This window comes from Telluria sp. ZB4P36, from assembly GCF_059685865.1.
On record NZ_JCASIE010000002.1, the window covers coordinates 90,399 to 105,634 of the forward strand.

At 68.0% G+C, this 15,236-nt stretch carries 15 protein-coding genes and 1 pseudogene; 6 read left to right on the top strand and 10 right to left on the bottom strand.

The genetic code is table 11. The features are described 5' to 3' along the window. Window positions 1-113 precede the first annotated feature (113 nt). Complete coding sequence (locus AC56LK_RS03245) at window positions 114-1,406, top strand: NCS2 family permease (RefSeq protein ID WP_497183132.1); 1,293 nt, start codon at window positions 114-116, stop codon at window positions 1,404-1,406. Here AC56LK_RS03245 and AC56LK_RS03250 read toward each other — a convergent pair. Genes AC56LK_RS03250 through AC56LK_RS03280 form a run of 7 tightly spaced genes read right to left on the bottom strand, consistent with a single transcriptional unit; the run spans window position 1,403 to window position 9,367 of the window. Beyond that, a complete protein-coding gene (locus AC56LK_RS03250; protein ID WP_497183133.1) occupies window positions 1,403-1,927 on the bottom strand; it encodes a response regulator in 525 nt (174 codons plus the stop codon). The genes AC56LK_RS03245 and AC56LK_RS03250 overlap by 4 nt on opposite strands. Further along, a complete protein-coding gene (gene nosR / locus AC56LK_RS03255; RefSeq protein ID WP_497183134.1) occupies window positions 1,924-3,231 on the bottom strand; it encodes a response regulator c-di-GMP phosphodiesterase, NosR family in 1,308 nt (435 codons plus the stop codon). Before nosR ends, AC56LK_RS03250 begins: the two co-directional genes overlap by 4 nt. Next, window positions 3,228-4,238 (bottom strand): ATP-binding protein, encoded by a 1,011-nt coding sequence (locus tag AC56LK_RS03260; RefSeq protein WP_497183135.1) that lies wholly within the window; start codon window positions 4,236-4,238, stop codon window positions 3,228-3,230. The genes nosR and AC56LK_RS03260 overlap by 4 nt, the downstream gene beginning before the upstream one ends. A 12-nt stretch (window positions 4,239-4,250) precedes the next feature. Beyond that, window positions 4,251-5,105 carry an HDOD domain-containing protein gene (locus AC56LK_RS03265; RefSeq protein ID WP_497183136.1) on the bottom strand — a complete coding sequence of 285 codons (855 nt, stop codon included), beginning with the start codon at window positions 5,103-5,105 and terminating at the stop codon, window positions 4,251-4,253. After that, a complete protein-coding gene (locus AC56LK_RS03270) occupies window positions 5,102-5,416 on the bottom strand; it encodes a hypothetical protein (RefSeq protein WP_497183137.1) in 315 nt (104 codons plus the stop codon). The genes AC56LK_RS03265 and AC56LK_RS03270 overlap by 4 nt, the downstream gene beginning before the upstream one ends. Then, on the bottom strand, window positions 5,409-9,017 hold the full coding sequence (locus AC56LK_RS03275; protein WP_497183138.1) for an EAL domain-containing protein: 3,609 nt from the start codon (window positions 9,015-9,017) through the stop codon (window positions 5,409-5,411). The genes AC56LK_RS03270 and AC56LK_RS03275 overlap by 8 nt, the downstream gene beginning before the upstream one ends. Further along, on the bottom strand, window positions 9,014-9,367 hold the full coding sequence (locus AC56LK_RS03280) for a response regulator (RefSeq protein WP_497183139.1): 354 nt from the start codon (window positions 9,365-9,367) through the stop codon (window positions 9,014-9,016). Before AC56LK_RS03280 ends, AC56LK_RS03275 begins: the two co-directional genes overlap by 4 nt. A 252-nt stretch (window positions 9,368-9,619) precedes the next feature. Here AC56LK_RS03280 and AC56LK_RS03285 point away from each other — a divergent pair, with 252 nt between their 5' ends. Beyond that, window positions 9,620-10,429, top strand: coding sequence for a DUF481 domain-containing protein (locus AC56LK_RS03285; RefSeq protein ID WP_497183140.1), 810 nt, complete (start codon window positions 9,620-9,622; stop codon window positions 10,427-10,429). Between the two features lie 3 nt (window positions 10,430-10,432). Here the strand turns inward: AC56LK_RS03285 and AC56LK_RS03290 are convergent, their stop codons facing one another. From AC56LK_RS03290 to AC56LK_RS03300, 3 genes are all read right to left on the bottom strand, one after another. Then, window positions 10,433-11,734, bottom strand: coding sequence for an aspartyl/asparaginyl beta-hydroxylase domain-containing protein (locus tag AC56LK_RS03290; protein WP_497183141.1), 1,302 nt, complete (start codon window positions 11,732-11,734; stop codon window positions 10,433-10,435). Window positions 11,735-11,805: 71 nt separating this feature from the next. After that, window positions 11,806-13,113 (bottom strand): MFS transporter, encoded by a 1,308-nt coding sequence (locus AC56LK_RS03295; RefSeq protein WP_497183142.1) that lies wholly within the window; start codon window positions 13,111-13,113, stop codon window positions 11,806-11,808. Continuing rightward, the gene (locus AC56LK_RS03300; RefSeq protein WP_436105967.1) at window positions 13,110-13,433 is read right to left on the bottom strand and encodes a thioredoxin family protein; all 324 of its coding nucleotides are present in this window, start codon (window positions 13,431-13,433) and stop codon (window positions 13,110-13,112) included. The genes AC56LK_RS03295 and AC56LK_RS03300 overlap by 4 nt, the downstream gene beginning before the upstream one ends. Here AC56LK_RS03300 and AC56LK_RS03305 point away from each other — a divergent pair. The 4 genes and pseudogenes from AC56LK_RS03305 to AC56LK_RS03320 all read left to right on the top strand — a co-directional run. Then, on the top strand, window positions 13,432-13,608 hold the full coding sequence (locus AC56LK_RS03305) for a hypothetical protein (protein ID WP_497183143.1): 177 nt from the start codon (window positions 13,432-13,434) through the stop codon (window positions 13,606-13,608). The genes AC56LK_RS03300 and AC56LK_RS03305 overlap by 2 nt on opposite strands. A 14-nt stretch (window positions 13,609-13,622) precedes the next feature. Further along, window positions 13,623-13,802: a DUF3606 domain-containing protein gene (locus AC56LK_RS03310; RefSeq protein WP_497183144.1), complete on the top strand. Its 180-nt coding sequence runs from the start codon at window positions 13,623-13,625 to the stop codon at window positions 13,800-13,802. Between the two features lie 86 nt (window positions 13,803-13,888). Next, window positions 13,889-15,040, top strand: a complete 1,152-nt coding sequence (locus tag AC56LK_RS03315) for a mechanosensitive ion channel family protein (protein WP_497183145.1) — start codon at window positions 13,889-13,891, stop codon at window positions 15,038-15,040. Continuing rightward, a pseudogene (locus AC56LK_RS03320) lies at window positions 15,016-15,234 on the top strand (SDR family NAD(P)-dependent oxidoreductase); the annotation flags it as partial. The gene AC56LK_RS03315 and the pseudogene AC56LK_RS03320, both read left to right, overlap by 25 nt. Window positions 15,235-15,236: the final 2 nt, after the last annotated feature.

Genomic DNA, 15,236 nt, shown 5'->3' on the forward strand with positions numbered 1-15,236 from the left:
GATGGGTCGGTAAATTGTGTTGGAGTTGCCATGTTAGCGCATTGGCACGGCGGCGCGCGGCCCGGATGCGCCGGGATGTTATGCTTCCGCCAAAACAACCAAGGAGCGCAGCGATGCTCGACCGATTCTTCAAGCTCACCCAAAGCGGTACCGACGTCCGCACCGAACTGCTGGCCGGGCTGACCACCTTCCTGACGATGGTCTACATCATCTTCGTCAACCCGTCGATCCTGGGCGACGCCGGCATGCCCAGGGAATCGGTGTTCGTCGCCACCTGCCTGGTGGCGGCCCTCGGCACCGCGGTGATGGGCCTGTATGCGAACTATCCGATCGCAATGGCGCCCGGGATGGGCCTGAACGCCTATTTCGCCTATGCGGTCGTGCTGGGCATGGGCATCGCCTGGCAGGCGGCGCTGGGCGCCGTGTTCATCTCGGGCTGCCTGTTCATCCTGGTGTCGGTCCTGGGCCTGCGCGGCATGATCGTCAACGGCATCCCGGCCTCGATGCGGGTCGCGATCACGGTGGGCCTGGGCATGTTCCTGGCCCTGATCGCGCTGAAGAACGCCGGCATCGTGGTCGCCAACGAGCCGACCCTGGTCAAGGCCGGCGACCTGCACAAGCCGCAAGCCATCATGGCCGTCGTCGGTTTCTTCGCCATCGTCGCGCTCGACCGCCTGCGGGTGCGGGGCGCGATCCTGCTCGGCATCGTGCTGGTGACGGTCCTGTCCTTCTTCTTCGGCGGGAACACCTATACCGGGATCTTCTCGGCGCCGCCCTCGATCGAGCCGACCCTGTTCAAGCTCGACATCGCAGGCGCCCTCTCGGCCGGCATCCTGAACATCGTGCTGGTGTTCTTCCTGGTCGAACTGTTCGACGCCACCGGCACCCTGATGGGCGTGGCGCGCCGCGCCGGCCTGCTGGTCGAGGGCAAGATGGACCGCCTGAACAAGGCCCTGCTGGCCGACAGCGGCGCCATCGTCGCCGGCAGCCTGCTGGGCACCTCGAGCACCACCGCCTACCTGGAAAGCGCTTCCGGCGTGCAGGCCGGCGGGCGCACCGGCCTGACCGCGCTGACGGTGGCGGTGCTGTTCCTGGCCTGCCTGTTCATCGCGCCGCTGGCCGGCGTGGTCCCGGCCTACGCCACCGCCCCTGCCCTGCTGTTCGTGGCCTGCCTGATGCTGTCCGACCTGGGGGAGGTCGAATGGGGCGATTCCACCGAAAGCATCCCGGCCGCGGTCACGGCGCTGACCATGCCCTTCACCTTCTCGATTGCCGAAGGCATCGCCTTCGGCTTCATCACCTACGCCGTACTCAAGCTGCTCACCGGCCGCGCGCGCGAAGTGGCTCCGGTGGTGTGGGTGATCGCCGCCCTCTTCACTTTTAAAATCGTCTGGGTCGGGACCTAGTCGAGGATGACCGAGCCGTCGCTGTCGCGCCGCACCCGCGTGATGCCCGGCTCCTCCGCTTCCAGGCGGCGTGCCTCGCGGTCCTGCGGGCTCTGTCCGGCCTGCTCTCCCTCGCCGGCCTGGCGGCGCGCCGCCAGCAGCTCGTCGCGCCGGGCGAAGGCCTGGGCGAATATCTTTTCCATGTCCTTCGCTTCCCAGGGCTTGGCAACATAGCGGAACACCTCGGCGCGGTTGATCGCATCCATCACTTCGCCGACATCGTTCGAGGCCGACAGCACCAGGCGCACGGCGTCCGGCTGCACGGCCTTGAACACCTGCAGGAAATCGCCGCCGCTCAGGCCGGGCATGCGGTAATCGGACATCACGACGTCGAAATCGGCCTCGTCGCAACGCAACAGTGCCTGCTCCGGGTCCTGGCAGGCCTCGATGGTCACTTCGCTCTCGGGCAGGAAGCGGCGCAGGGCCCGCTGCAGGGCACTGAGCACGTTCGGCTCGTCGTCGACCAGCAGGACTCGTCTCATGTCGCATCTCCTTCCACTCGTACATGCACGGCGAAACTCTCGCGGGCGGCTTTCTCGAAATCGGCGATCTGGCCAATCAGGCGATCGGTCAGCACGTGGTCGGCCGACAGCAGCAACTGGCCGTCGCGCGTGATCAGGTCGCGCGTCGTGCGCATGCCCGGACGCAGCGCCGACACCGGCAGCGCCTGGTCGGGCGGCGCCTCCGGCGCCGGGCTGCGGCCCGTGGTCACTTCGATGAACGCAGCCACGACCGCAGGATCATAGCGCGTTCCGCGCCTGTCCAGTATCAGCGCCGCCGCCTGTTCGCGCGAGAGCTTGTTGCGCGTGAGTATTCCGAGCTGCAGGTTGTCGTAATCGCTCGCCACCGCCAGGATGCGCGCGCCCAGCGGGATATTCAGGCCGGCCAGCCGGTCCGGATAGCCTTCGCCATCGAAGCGCTCCTGATGCGAACGGACCAGCGCGGCCGCCTCCGCCAGGTCTTCCAGCGGCATCAGCAGTTGCTGGCCGCGCGCCGGATACTGCCGGTACTGGTTGACTTGTTCGCCGTTCATCATCGACACCGGCAGTTCGAGCAGGGTGTCGGGGAAGCCGATCTTGCCGATTTCGTGCAACAGCCCGGCCACGAACACTTGCTGGGTCTCGTGCGCGATCAGGCCCATGCGCTGGCCGATGCGGCGCGCCAGGTCGGCCACCCGGCGCGAGTGGCCGGCCAGCCGGGCGTCGCGCAGCTCGATCATCCCGGTGAACACCCGGATCGAGGTCAGGAAGCTGCGCTTGAGCTTTTCGTGCGAGGCCAGCAGTTCGTCGTGGGCCGTCTTCAGCTGGGCGGTACGGCGCGCCACCTGCGCCTCCAGCCCCTGGTTCAGCTCGCGCAACTGATGGTTCTGGTGTTGCGTCAGCGCTTCCAGGCGCCGTTTCTCCTGTTCCAGCGCGCGCCGCTCGAAGGCATGGCGGACCACCAGCAGGATATCGTTGTCGTCCCAGGGCTTGGTGATGTAGCGGTAGATCTGGCCGCGGTTGACGGCGCCCATGATCTGGGCCACGTCGGCGTGCCCCGTCAGCAGCATGCGCAGCACGTCCGGATGGGCTGCGCGCGCCCGCTCCAGGAATTCAGCCCCATCCATTTCCGGCATGCGCATGTCCGAGATCACCAGGTCGACCGCGCGTTCCTCCAGCATGGCCAGCCCCTCGCGCGCGCTGTTGGCGCACAGGATCTCGTAGCCCTGGGAGCGGAACAGGCGGCGCAGCGAAGACAGGATGTGCGGTTCGTCGTCCACGCACAGGATCACGCCCGCCGTGCTCATCGCGCATGCTCCTGGCCGGGTGCCGGCACATGGCGGATCGGCAGCGTGATGCGGAAACGGGTGCCCTGCCCCGGCTCGCTCTGCACCTCGATCTGTCCGTTGTGCTTCTGGATGATGCCGTACGAGAGCGACAGCCCGAGGCCGGTGCCGCTGCCGATCGGCTTGGTGGTGAAGAATGGATCGAAGATCCGCGGCAGGTGCTCCTTCCCGATGCCGCTGCCGTTGTCGGCGATCTCGACCCAGACGCTGCCGCCCGCGCTGCCGGTGCGGATGGTGATCCGTCCGCGCGCCGGCCCGATCGCATGGGCGCCATTGACGACGATGTTCATGAACACCTGGTTCAGCTGCGACGGCAGGCATTCGATCTCGGGGATGTCGCCATACTCGCGCACCACGTCGGCCTTGTACTTGACCTCGTTGCTGACGATGTTCAGGGTCGAGTCGATCCCGGCATGGAGGTCGGCCCACTGCCATTCCTGGTTGGCGTCCACCCGTGAGAAATCCTTCAGGTCCTGGACAATCTTGCGCACCCGGCTGATGCCTTCGCGCGACTCCGACATCAGGACCGGGATGTCCTCGATCAGGTAGTCGAGGTCGATCCCGGCGCGCATCTCGCGCAGGCGCGCCAGCACCTCCGGCGTGGCGATGTCGGCCTCGGCATCTTCGTAGGCCTTGAACATCTCGAGCATGCGCGCGATATAGGTGCCGAGGGTTTCGAAATTCGAGAACACGTAGCCGATCGGGTTGTTGATCTCGTGGGCGACGCCGGCTGCGAGCTGGCCGATCGAGGCCAGCTTCTCCGACTGCACCAGCTGCTCCTGGGCCTTGGACAGGCGCGCATTCAGTTCGGTCAGTTCGGCGTTCCTGCGCATCAGCTCGGACTCGGCCGCCTCGCGCTTGCGGATGTCCTCTTCGAGGCGCTGCATGGCCAGTTCCAGCTGCTCGGTCGCGCTGGCTTCCGCTTCAAGCGGCGCCGCCTCGGGCTGCCGGGTCGCGTGGGTGCTCATGTCCTATTCCTTTCAGGGTCGGGATGCCAGGATCTGGCAGGTGTCTTCGAATTGCGCCTCGGTCTGCGCGAACACGGCCCGCAAGGCGGCGGGCGTGAGGCGCAGGCTGTCCCATGCGCCCTGCACCAGGGGCGGCACCAGCTCATCCTCGTCCTTTGCCAGGTCCAGGCCATGCGAGATCACGTTGGCCACGTGGACGACGGCGGGAAGGTCGCCATAGTCCTGCTGCATCGGATGATGATGGTTTGCAATAGTACGGCAAATCAGCTCGGGTATGCGCCAATGCTGGGCCAGGGCCCGGCCCACCTGGGCATGGTCGATGCCCAGCACGGCGCGCTCCGCCTCGAGCAGCCCGCAGTCGCGCAGGCTGCGCTGCGCCAGCGCTTCCGCGTACTGCTCCGGAAAACGGGTCACCAGCACCAGGCGCCCGAGGTCGTGCAAGAGTCCAGCCACGAAGCTCAGCTCGGGATTGCAGCGGGCGTGGCGCGCCAGCGCGCGCGCGCACAATGCGGTGGCGATCGCATGGCGCCAGAAGCCTTCGACATCGAAGCGCTGCGCCCGCCCTACCTGGAATCCGCCGATCACGCCGGCTCCCACCACCAGCGAGCGTACGCTGTCGAAGCCGAGTACCGCGATCGCCTGGCTGATGGTGCGCACCCGCGACTGGAGTCCGTAGAATGAGGAGTTGGCCAGGCGCAAGGTCTTGGCCGCGAGTGCCTGGTCGTTCGAGACCTTGGCCGCAAGCTCGTCCAGATCGACCCCGGGGTCGTCGAAACTGGCCAGCAGCTCGGTGACCACGAGCGGCAGCGCCGGCAGGTCCTGCAGGCGTGCAATCGCCTGCTCGAGCGTGAGCTGGTGCGCGCTCACCGCGCCTCCATCCGGTAGTCCTGCAGGCAGGCCCGCAGCTCGGCATCGACACCTGCGGCGCCATGGCGGAACAAGTGCGCCAGGCGGGCGGCGGCAAGTTCGCGCCGCGCACCGGACCTGTCCGGGCCATCCGGTTCCCCGGCGACCCGGACCCGTGCGACGCCGCGCCGCGCGAGCGCCGCCAGCAGGCCGTCGGTCAGCACGCTGCCGCGGTGCAGCAGCACCGTGCCATGCTGGTCGAGCAGGTCGCAGGCCAGCGTCATGCCCACCGTCGCCTCGTCCAGCATGAGCTCCCGTGCAGCCTCATTCATCTTGCTCTCCTGCGCGAATCGGGGAAAACGACAGCAGGATCCCGCGCGAAAGGGTCCCGCGGCCCATGTTGTGCGCCACCACGTCGTAGGCCCGCCCGCCCAGTTCGGTCGTCAGCGATGCGCCGCCATCCAGGCCCTCGAGGTCCAGCAGCAAACCGGGCATCACTTCGTCGGCCGAGCTCCCCAGCAGTGTACCGCTGTCGCCGAACAAGCGGCGTGCGGCCACGTTGGCGTAGGCGACCTGGCGGTCTTCGTCGAGCGCGAGGATCGGCAGGGGAACCCGTTGCAGCGCTTCGCGCACGATGTCCAGCGAGATGCTGTCGCGCCGGATCTGTTCGCGCTGCTGTTCCAATACGTCTTCGAGCTGGCGGTTGGCCGCGGCCAGTTCGTGGTTGGCGGCGCGCAGCTCCAGTCCGAGGCGCCGGTTCTCGTCCACCATCTCCTTGTTGCGGAAGGCTTCCTCGATATGGGCACGCAACTGGGTGTCGTCCCAGGGCTTGGTGAGGAACTTGTAGATCGCGCCTTCGTTCACTGCATCGGTCACCGACTGCAGCTCGGTAAAGCCGGACAGCACCATGCGCACCGTGTCCGGGTGCGACTGCTTCACCACGCGCAGGAACTCGACGCCGGTCATGCCGGGCATGCGCTGGTCCGAAACGATCACGTCGACCGCCTCGCGCTCGAGGATCGCCAGCCCCTCCTGGCCGCCGGGGGCGGTCAGGATGCGGCAGCCCATGCCGCGCATCTGGCGCTTGATCGCGGCCAGGATGTTGGGCTCGTCGTCCACCAGCAAGAGCGTACGCTCGCGCTTGTGCAGGCGCAGCAGGCGCGCAGGCAGGCCGGCTTCACCCGCCAGCAGCGCACCCGCCGCTTCCGGCGTCAGCGGCGGCGCCAGCAATGCGCCTTCGACCTCGTCGCACATATTGCGCGAAAGGAATTCGCACTGTGCCTCGGTATCGACCCCGCCCGCCAGCACCCGGATCCCGAGGCTGTGCGCCATCGACACGATCGCGTCGGTGATGGCCTCGGCGCCGCGGTTGCCCGGCAGGTCGCGCACGAGGGCGCGGTCGATCTGCAGGACGTCGATCGGCAGGCGGCGCAGCTCGGCGAGGGTCACATGGCCGGTCCCGAAGCGGTCGATCGCCAGCCGCACACCGAGGGCGCGCAGGCCGTTCAGCACCGGCAGGACCTGGACGTCCTCGCCCGCCACCGCGCTCTCGGCCAGCTCCAGGCGCAGGCAGTGCGGCGGCAAGCCGCTGTCTTCCAGCACCTGTCGCACCTTCGCGGGCAGCCCGGCGTCCTTCATCTGGCGCCTGCCCAGCCCGAGCGCCAGGGCCAGGTCGCCGCAACCGCCGTCGCGCCAGGCACGCACCTGGCGGCAGGCCTGCTCCAGCAGCCAGGCGCCGAGCGCGGCGCCGGTCCCGCTTTCTTCCGCCACCGGCAGGAAGCGTTCCGGGGCCAACTGGCCCAGCAGCGGATGGCGCCAGCGCAGCCGGGCCTGGACCCCGGCGATCCGGCCGCTGCTGAGGTCGGCCCAGGGCTGGTAGACGATCTCGAACTGCGCGGCGGCCAAGGCGCCGCCGAGGGCACGTTCCAGTTCCAGGCGCTCGAGCGCCTGCTGGTGCATCTCCGCGAGGAAGTACTGGAACTGCTGCGGACCGCGCTGCTTGGCCGCATACATCGCCCGGTCGGCGCAGTCGATCAGCAGGTCGGGGTCGCTGCCGTCGGCCGGGAAGTTGGCGATGCCGGCACTGCAGCCGACCTCGAACTGCTGACCGTCTATCGTGACCGGTTCCGCGACCGCGCCCATGATCCGCTCGATGGCCGCCCCGCCGAGCGGTCCGCCGGCACGTTCCGGCAGGACCAGCACGAACTCGTCGCCGCCGAGGCGCGCCACCATGTCCCCGGTGCGCACCGCCTGCCGCAGGCGGTCGGCGATGGCGCACAGGAAGGTGTTGCCGGCCCTGTGCCCCAGGCTCTCGTTGATGAACTTGAAGCGGTCGAGGTCGAGGAACAGCACCGACACCGCCTGCCGCGCCCGTCCGGCGGCGGCGATTTCCTCCTGCAGGCGGCGGCGCAGCAGCTTGCGGTTCGCCAGCCCGGTCAGGGCATCGTGGGTTGCCTGGTACTCGAGTTCATTCGCGTAACGGCGTCTTTCCGTAATGTCGTGCTGGACCACGACGAAATGTTGCACCTCCCCGTCCGGCCCGGCGCAGGGCGCGATGAACATCTCGCACCAGAGCTCGCTACCGTCCTTGCGCTCGGTACGCAGCAGGACGTTGCCGCCGCGCCGCTCGCGCGCCATGGCCATGATCTCGCGCACTCCGCTCTGCTCCGGCCCCCGGCCCAGCAAGCGCACGCAGCTCTGGCCGATCACCTGGGCGGCACGGTAGCCGTTCAGGCGTTCGAAGGCCGGATTGACGTATTCCACCGGGTAATCCGGTCCTTCCGCACTGGCGATGATGATGCTGTTGATGCAGGCTTCGATGGCCTGCTGCCGCAACTGCAGGCTGGCGTTGGCCCTGGTCAGCTCGGCGGTGCGCTGGTCGACCATGGCGCGCACCCTGCCGGCACGCGTGGAAAGCACGCCGGCGAAGGCGGCCGCGCCGAGGCTGAGCAGCAGCCCGCCGGCCAGGGTCAGCAGCGAACCGAGGTGATCGCGCAGCAGCGCCGGCGCCGGCGGGCTCACCACCAGATGCAAGGGCTGGCCGGCGACGTCGATGGTGCGCGCCACCGGTGGCGGGCGATCGCCATCGATGATCAGGGCGGTGCGGGTCGCGGCAGGACCCTCCTTGAAGTAGACAAGGTGGCGCGGGTCGGGGCCGGCCGCGGCATACAGCCGGACCGTCCCGACCGGGCGCTGCCCGACGGCCTGGGCGCCGAGGGTGCGTTGCACCAGCGCCTGGCTGCTGAAGATGGCCGTCGTATAGCCGGTCACGTGCTCGCACAGGCTTCCGCCCGGCGCGACCGCGGTCCCGGACCGGTACACCGGCATCATGATGACGAAACCCGGCTGCTGCCGGTTGCCGAAGAAGAGTTTGAACTCCCCGCTCATGGCGGCCTCGCCGCTCCGGCAGGCGCGCCGCATCGCGGCTTCCTGCTCCGGCCGCGTGCCCGCGTCCAGGCCGAGCGCGCGCTCGTGGCCTTCCTGCGGGGCCAGGTAGTCGACCACCCGGTAGCTGGGCCGGCGGGCGGCCGCGACCAGCCGGCCGTCGACCAGGTCGCGCACGGCAAAGCCGGGAAGCTCGCGGCGGCGCGCGGCCTCGAAGCGCGCACGCTCGGCGTCGGGCACCAGCGCCTGCCAGCCGAGCAGCTCGACCTGCGGATGGCGCGCCAGCATCGGCCGCGTGAACGCGGCGAACTGGGCGCGCGATACCGGCTCCATGGTCGTGAACAGGCGCGTGACCGTGCCGAGCACGTCGACCGTGGCCTCGAGCCGCTCACGCAGGAGCGCGATGCGCTGGTTGGCCGCCTCGGTGAATTCGGCGCGCTGGCGCCCTTCCTCGACTTCGTGCACGGCGCCGTAGACCAGCGCCGTGAGAACCAGGCCGCCGGCGAAGGTCAGCGCGGCCGGGATCCAGTGCGGGCGGCGCGTCTTCATGCCGGTCCGGCGCCGCGCAGCGCCGTCCGTTTGCACTCGTACTCGGCGAATGCGTCGCGCAGCGCGGCGTCGAGCTCATCGTGGACCCAGGGCTTGGTCAGGAACTTGAAGATCGCGCCGTGGTTGACCGCGTCCGTCACCGACTGCAGGTCGGCGTAGCCCGACAGTACCATCCGCGTCACCTCCGGGTACATGCGGCGGATCCTGGACAGGCAGGTGGCGCCGTCCATGCCCTGGTCGCACGGGACCACGCCGACCTCGGTCGTGGGCATGATCTCGAAGGCTTCTTGGGCGTTCGCCGCGGACAGCGCTACATAGCCCTTGTGGCGCAGCACCTGTTGATCGAACATTTAACCCGCCTCAACCGGTTTCCCGACCGGCCCCGATAGAATTGTACCGATTCTGGGGTGCAAATTGTTAAACCTGTGTAGGTAACACTCGGACACTGCTGCAGGGAACGCGGGCGTTGCGCCAGGCCAAAAGTGTCGCGTCGCGCTGCTTCTAGGATACAATGTCCGCTGCGCTCCACGCTCCTTTTCCACGAACGACCAGCCGGCATGCCGTCCAGCCAAGCGATCGCTGATGCAGCCGCACAGATGCTTATGAAATCACTCCATATCCTCGCAAAGGCGCTGGTGCTGACCATCGGCGCGACCCACGGCCTGGCCCAGGCCGAGCTCGACCTCCCTGTGGTCGGCAATGTCCATGCACCCATCACCATCGCCAAGCCGCAGATTCCCGAAGGCGGCTGGTTCACCTCGGCCGAACTGGGTGCGATCACGACCTCGGGCAATACCACGGGTACGTCGGTGACCGGCAAGATCGAGGCGCGCCACGAGACCGAGAACTGGAGCCATGAGTTCATCGTCAGCGGCTTCTTCAAGGAAGATGAGCACGAGGACGAGCACGGCAACACCGAGCGCACCAAGTCGGCCGAGCGCGTCGCTGCCTCGGCCAAGGCGTCCCTGAAGCTGCTGGGCGAAGGCAAACGCGCCTTCATCCTCGGCTCGCACGTGAACGACCAGTTCGGCGCCTACACGCGCTATTCCTCGATCGCGGTCGGTCACGGCTCGCGCTGGCTGAATTCGGACGAAAAGACCCTCGACGTGGAAGTCGGTCCGGGTTATTTCACCGGCGAACGCGCCACGGGCGAAGACGAAAGCGGCCTGACCGTGCGCGGCGCGGCGCAGTTCCGCTGGCGGGTCAGCCCTTCGGCTTTCTTCGCACAGACAGTCAGCGTCGAGAAAGGCACCTCGAACACCCGCTCGGTGGCCGAGACTTCGCTCAGCACCAAGATCAATTCGACCATGCAGATGAAGGCCGGCTTCAGCGCCCGCAACGACAGCAGCGTGCCGACCGGGAAGAAGAACACCGACACCCAGACCTCGCTGACGATGGTCTACGCGTTCTGAACCCTACAGTCCGAAGCCCTCCGTCGACTTCGTAAACGCATCGATCCCGGCGCTCATCGCCGTGATCAATGCGCGCTCGGCCGCCGACAGATGCGGATGCCAGACGTCGAAGATCAGCACCACGCGCAGTGCATCGCTGTCGTTCCAGGCCTCGTGCTCGATGGTGTCGTCGAACACCCAGGCCTTGCCCTCTTCCCAGGCGCGCGTATCGTTGCCGACCCGGAAACCGCAGCCGGGCGGCACGATCAGCGGCACATGCGTCACCAGGCGCACATTGCTGACGCCCGTGTGCGGCGGGATCCTGGTACGCGGCTTCAGCACCGAAAACATCGCGCTCGGCGTGCGGCCCGGCTGTTCCGGCTGCGGCGCGCTTCCCAGCAGGGCCATGGTGCGCGGACAGCGCAGCGCGTTCTCTTCCACCCGCGCGCCGTTGTCGATCAGGCGGAAAGCGCTCCAGTCCAGGTTGCGGTTCAGCTGCGCCCACTGGGCCAGCGGCTGGTCGTCCGCATAATTGATGTAGGGCGTGAAGCCTTCCCTGGCCGCCTGCACGGCCAGGAATTCGTCGCGGATCGCGTCGGTGGCGGCCTCGAAGTCGTCGAGCCAGGGGAAGTCCGCGCGTTCGAAGAAGGAGACCGGGGCCAGGCCCTGGTAGTGGAACATTTGCGGCTGCGGATCATAGCGGCGCTTGCGTCCCAGCATGACGTCGAGAGAATCGCGGAAGCGGCGCAGCTCGCGGCTCCCGTGTTCGCCGCCCAGTTCGCGGTAGAAGGGAGCCAGGTAATCGTCGAGGAAACCGCCGAATTCGCGGGTATGGTTCTCGTGCCAGGCCAGCGCCTCGCGCACGGCCGGCTGCAGGTCCGGTGCCAGGGACTCCAGCGGCGGCGCCACCGCCGCCACGGCGGCGCAGGCGCTCGCGGCTTCCTGGCGCCGCCCCTGCCGGATGCACAGGCGGCTGCGCAGCACCAGGGCCACCAGGTCGTAGGGATCGACCGTGAGCGCGCCGCGGATGGCCGCCTCTTCGGCGCCTTCGTCCTGCAGGGCGAGGCAGACCACGGCCAGGTTCAGCCATTGCTGGACCTCGCGCCCGTCGGCCGCCACCAGGCGCTCGAGCAGGCTGCGCGCGTAAGCCAGGTCGCCGGACTGGAAGGCCAGGTGCGACAGCGAACGCAAAGCGCGCGGATGTTCCGGCGCCCGTGCCAGGATGCTGCTCCATACCTGGCCCGCGCGACGTTCGTCGCCCCTGCTGCCGGCCTGCAGCGCCTCGCGTTCGAGGGCTGCGATCTGCTCGATATCTGCTCGCTGCATACTTTCCCAAAAGCATATGATCTGACCCATTTTGGGTCAAATGTATGCACACCGCAAGCAGTATTTACGACTCAGCGAGAAGCCGGCTGCAAGGGCGTACTCGGCCGAGCGTTCCCGATCGCCAGCAGGGCCAGCAGGCTGAGCAAGGCCGCCGCCGACAGGTAGTAGCCGACGTAAGACAAGCCGAAATTCGTGGCCAGCCAGGTGGCGATGTATGGTGCCAGCGAGGCGCCCAGGATGCCGGCCAGGTTGAAGGTCAGCGAAGCGCCCGTATAGCGCACCTCGGGCGGGAACAGTTCGGCCAGCAGGGTGCCGAGCGGACCGTAGGTGAAGCCGACGAGGCACATGCCGAGCACCATGAAGCCGCCCACTGCCAGCAGCGTGCCGGCGCCGAACAGCGGCCCGAACAGCAAACCGAAGACGGCGATCGCAGCGCTCACCAGGATCATCGCCATGCGCCGCCCGTAGCGGTCGGCCAGCAGGGCCGAGGGCGGAATGGTCAGGCCGAAGAACACCACGGCGACCAGCTGCACGGTCAGGAACTCCTGGCGCGAGAAGCCCAGTTTCGTCGTGCCCCAGCTCAGCGCGAACACCGTCATCAGGTAGAACACCACGAAGGTCGCCAGCGCGATGATGGTGCCCAGCAGCAGCGCGCGCCGGTGCTCCTTGAAGACTGCCAGCACCGGCACCTCGACCCGCTCGTTACGGTCGAGGACGTTCTGGAAGTCCGGCGTTTCGGTGATCTTCAGGCGCACGTACAGGCCGACCAGGACCAGCAGCGCGCTGGCCAAAAAGGGAATGCGCCAGCCCCAGCTGAAGAATTCCTCGTCCGGCATCAGGGTGCCCAGCAGCAGGAAGGTGCCGCCCGACAGGAAGAAGCCGATCGGCGCCCCCAGCTGGGGGAACATGCCGTACCAGGCGCGCTTGCCCGGCGGCGCGTTCTCGGTCGCCAGCAGCACCGCTCCGCCCCACTCGCCGCCCAGGCCCAGGCCCTGGCCGAAGCGGCACAGCGCCAGCAGCAGCGGCGCCAGGGTGCCGATCGAGGCGTAGGTCGGCAGCAGGCCGATCAGCACGGTCGAGATGCCCATGGTCAGCAGCGCCGCCACCAGCGTGGCCTTGCGGCCGACGCGGTCGCCGAAGTGTCCGAACACGGCCGAACCCACCGGGCGCGCGAAGAAGGCGATGGCGAAGGTCGCCAGCGACTGCAGGGTGGCGGCGGCCGGGTCGGCGGCCGGGAAGAACAGGCGCGGGAAGACCAGCACCGCGGCGGTGGCATAGATATAGAAGTCGTAGAACTCGATGGTGGTGCCGATCAGGCTAGCAAACAGGACGGTGCGCGGCTTGTTGGCCGGCGCGACATTCGGTGCGGCTACGCTCATGCGGCACCGGCCTGGGCCAGCGCCACGCGCACTTCGTCGCTGGAGACCGGGCGCACCACGCGCGCGACCTCCTGGCCATCCTTGAGCACGACCACGGTCGGCCACAGCTTGATGCGGAAGGAGCGCCCGAGCGGGCGGCCCGGGCCGTCTTCCACCTTGACGTGGCGCACGCCCTGGCTGCCCGCCAGGGCCTCGTCGATCAGCGGTTCGGCCGCGCGGCAATAGCCGCACCAGTTGGCGCCGAAGTCGAGCATCACGGTGCCCGGCATCGCGTCGACGGCGCTGCGCTCGGGCTGGGCGGTTTCATAGGGTGCGGACATGCGGGTCTCCTCCAGGGCCGGTGTTGATTTGATATTGCAAGCCTACCTGAAAAAGTTGCCGCTGGCACGGTTCCGGCCCGCGCCCGGCCTTTCATGGGTCGATATCGTCCGCTTAGGTGAAGCAGCGTACGGAAGCACGCTGCTGGGGCTGGCACTCTGGCAGCAAGCAATGTGATCAAGGAGGCAATCATGTCTGACAACCTGCAGAACCGCGGTGCCCAGGACCGCAGCCGCATCAACGTCAACGAGGAATGGGAAGTGCGCCACTGGACCGAGGCCCTGGGGGTCAGCAAGGAAGAGCTGGAACGCGCCGTGAAGCAGGTCGGCCCGAGCGCCGACGCCGTGCGCGAGCACCTCAAGCGTCACTGATCCAGGCTGCGGGCGCCCTGCCCGCGGCATCCGTCCGGCGTCCGCGCAGGCGGCCGCCGGCGCCGGTTGTCCGAAAGGAGCACCGTTTGAATCATGTCCACCAGTTTTTCTCGTCCCTGAACATCACCCTGCCGAACGCCCTGTTCGCCCTCGGCGCGGCCGTCGCCAGCTATGCGCTGATGCACGGCGCCCTGGTCCTGTTCCGCCGCCGCCTCGGCCAGCTGAGCGAGGAACGCCGGCACCGAACCATCGCCCAGGTGCTGGGCAAGACCCTGGCGCACACCGGGACCCTGGCCATCGTCGCCACCGCCATCCTGATCGGCCTGTCGGTACTCGACCTGCCCGAGCCCTGGAACACCCGCCTGGGCCATCTGTGGTTCTTCACGCTCGGGATCCAGCTCGCCATGTTCCTGCACCGCGCCGTCAAGATCGGCGCGCGCCGCTACTTCCTGAGCCATGGGCGGGGCGCCGCCGACCACCAGGTGAGCGTCGCCCACACGGTCGTGATCTGGCTGCTGCAGACCACGGTCTGGGTCGTGTTCGTGCTGGCCATGCTGTCCAATCTCGGCATCAACGTCACCACCTTCGTGGCCAGCCTGGGCATCGGCGGCGTGGCGATCGCCCTGGCCGTGCAGAACATCCTGGGCGACCTGTTCGCATCGATGTCGATCGCCGTGGACAAGCCCTTCGAGGTGGGCGACTCGATCAGCGTCGGCAATTTCAGCGGCACCGTCGAGCACGTGGGCCTGAAGACCACCCGCGTGCGCGCCCTGGGCGGCGAACAGATCATCATCGCCAACGCCGAGCTGCTGCGCAACACGGTCTACAACTACCGCCGCATGAGCACGCGCCGCATCCAGTTTGCCTTGCGCGCCAGTCCCGCCACCCCGCGCGAACTGGCGGCCCGGGTCCCGGAACTGCTGCGCGCCATCGTCGGCAAGCACGAGAAGGCGCGCTTCGACCGCGCCCACCTCAAGACCGTGGACCAGAACTGGATCGAGTACGAGATTGTCTACACCATGCTCGACACCGACTACAAGCTCTACATGGATACCCAGCAGGCCATCAACCTCGACGCCATGCAGATGTTCGAGGAACTGGGCATCTCGACCGCGCCGCGGCCCCAGCACCTGCTGCTGCAGGACGCTCCGGAAGCACGCGACGGGCGCCGCGCGCCCGCGCATCCTCAAACATTGAAGCGAGAACGGCATGAACCAGCCGAAGCAGCAGCAACATGAAGCCGGGCTCCTCGATCATCAACACGACTTCGATCAACTCGGACAATCCCAAGCCGACCCTGCTGGCCTATGCCGCCACCAAGGGCGCGATCGCCAACTTCAGTGCTGGGCTGGCCCAGCTGCTGGCCTCAGAGCAGGCCAGCTACATCTCGGGGGCACGCGCCGCGGTGACGGGCGGGACCCCGATCCTCTGACG

What these genes read in the sequence shown, in the direction of transcription:
- AC56LK_RS03245 (WP_497183132.1), top strand. Translation starts at nt 114, where the DNA reads ATGCTCGACCGATTCTTCAAGCTCACCCAAAGCGGTACCGACGTCCGC.
- AC56LK_RS03250 (WP_497183133.1), bottom strand. Translation starts at nt 1,927, where the DNA reads ATGAGACGAGTCCTGCTGGTCGACGACGAGCCGAACGTGCTCAGTGCC.
- nosR (WP_497183134.1), bottom strand. Translation starts at nt 3,231, where the DNA reads ATGAGCACGGCGGGCGTGATCCTGTGCGTGGACGACGAACCGCACATC.
- AC56LK_RS03260 (WP_497183135.1), bottom strand. Translation starts at nt 4,238, where the DNA reads ATGAGCACCCACGCGACCCGGCAGCCCGAGGCGGCGCCGCTTGAAGCG.
- AC56LK_RS03270 (WP_497183137.1), bottom strand. Translation starts at nt 5,416, where the DNA reads ATGAATGAGGCTGCACGGGAGCTCATGCTGGACGAGGCGACGGTGGGC.
- AC56LK_RS03275 (WP_497183138.1), bottom strand. Translation starts at nt 9,017, where the DNA reads ATGAAGACGCGCCGCCCGCACTGGATCCCGGCCGCGCTGACCTTCGCC.
- AC56LK_RS03280 (WP_497183139.1), bottom strand. Translation starts at nt 9,367, where the DNA reads ATGTTCGATCAACAGGTGCTGCGCCACAAGGGCTATGTAGCGCTGTCC.
- AC56LK_RS03285 (WP_497183140.1), top strand. Translation starts at nt 9,620, where the DNA reads ATGAAATCACTCCATATCCTCGCAAAGGCGCTGGTGCTGACCATCGGC.
- AC56LK_RS03290 (WP_497183141.1), bottom strand. Translation starts at nt 11,734, where the DNA reads ATGCAGCGAGCAGATATCGAGCAGATCGCAGCCCTCGAACGCGAGGCG.
- AC56LK_RS03295 (WP_497183142.1), bottom strand. Translation starts at nt 13,113, where the DNA reads ATGAGCGTAGCCGCACCGAATGTCGCGCCGGCCAACAAGCCGCGCACC.
- AC56LK_RS03305 (WP_497183143.1), top strand. Translation starts at nt 13,432, where the DNA reads ATGCGGGTCTCCTCCAGGGCCGGTGTTGATTTGATATTGCAAGCCTAC.
- AC56LK_RS03300 (WP_436105967.1), bottom strand. Translation starts at nt 13,433, where the DNA reads ATGTCCGCACCCTATGAAACCGCCCAGCCCGAGCGCAGCGCCGTCGAC.
- AC56LK_RS03310 (WP_497183144.1), top strand. Translation starts at nt 13,623, where the DNA reads ATGTCTGACAACCTGCAGAACCGCGGTGCCCAGGACCGCAGCCGCATC.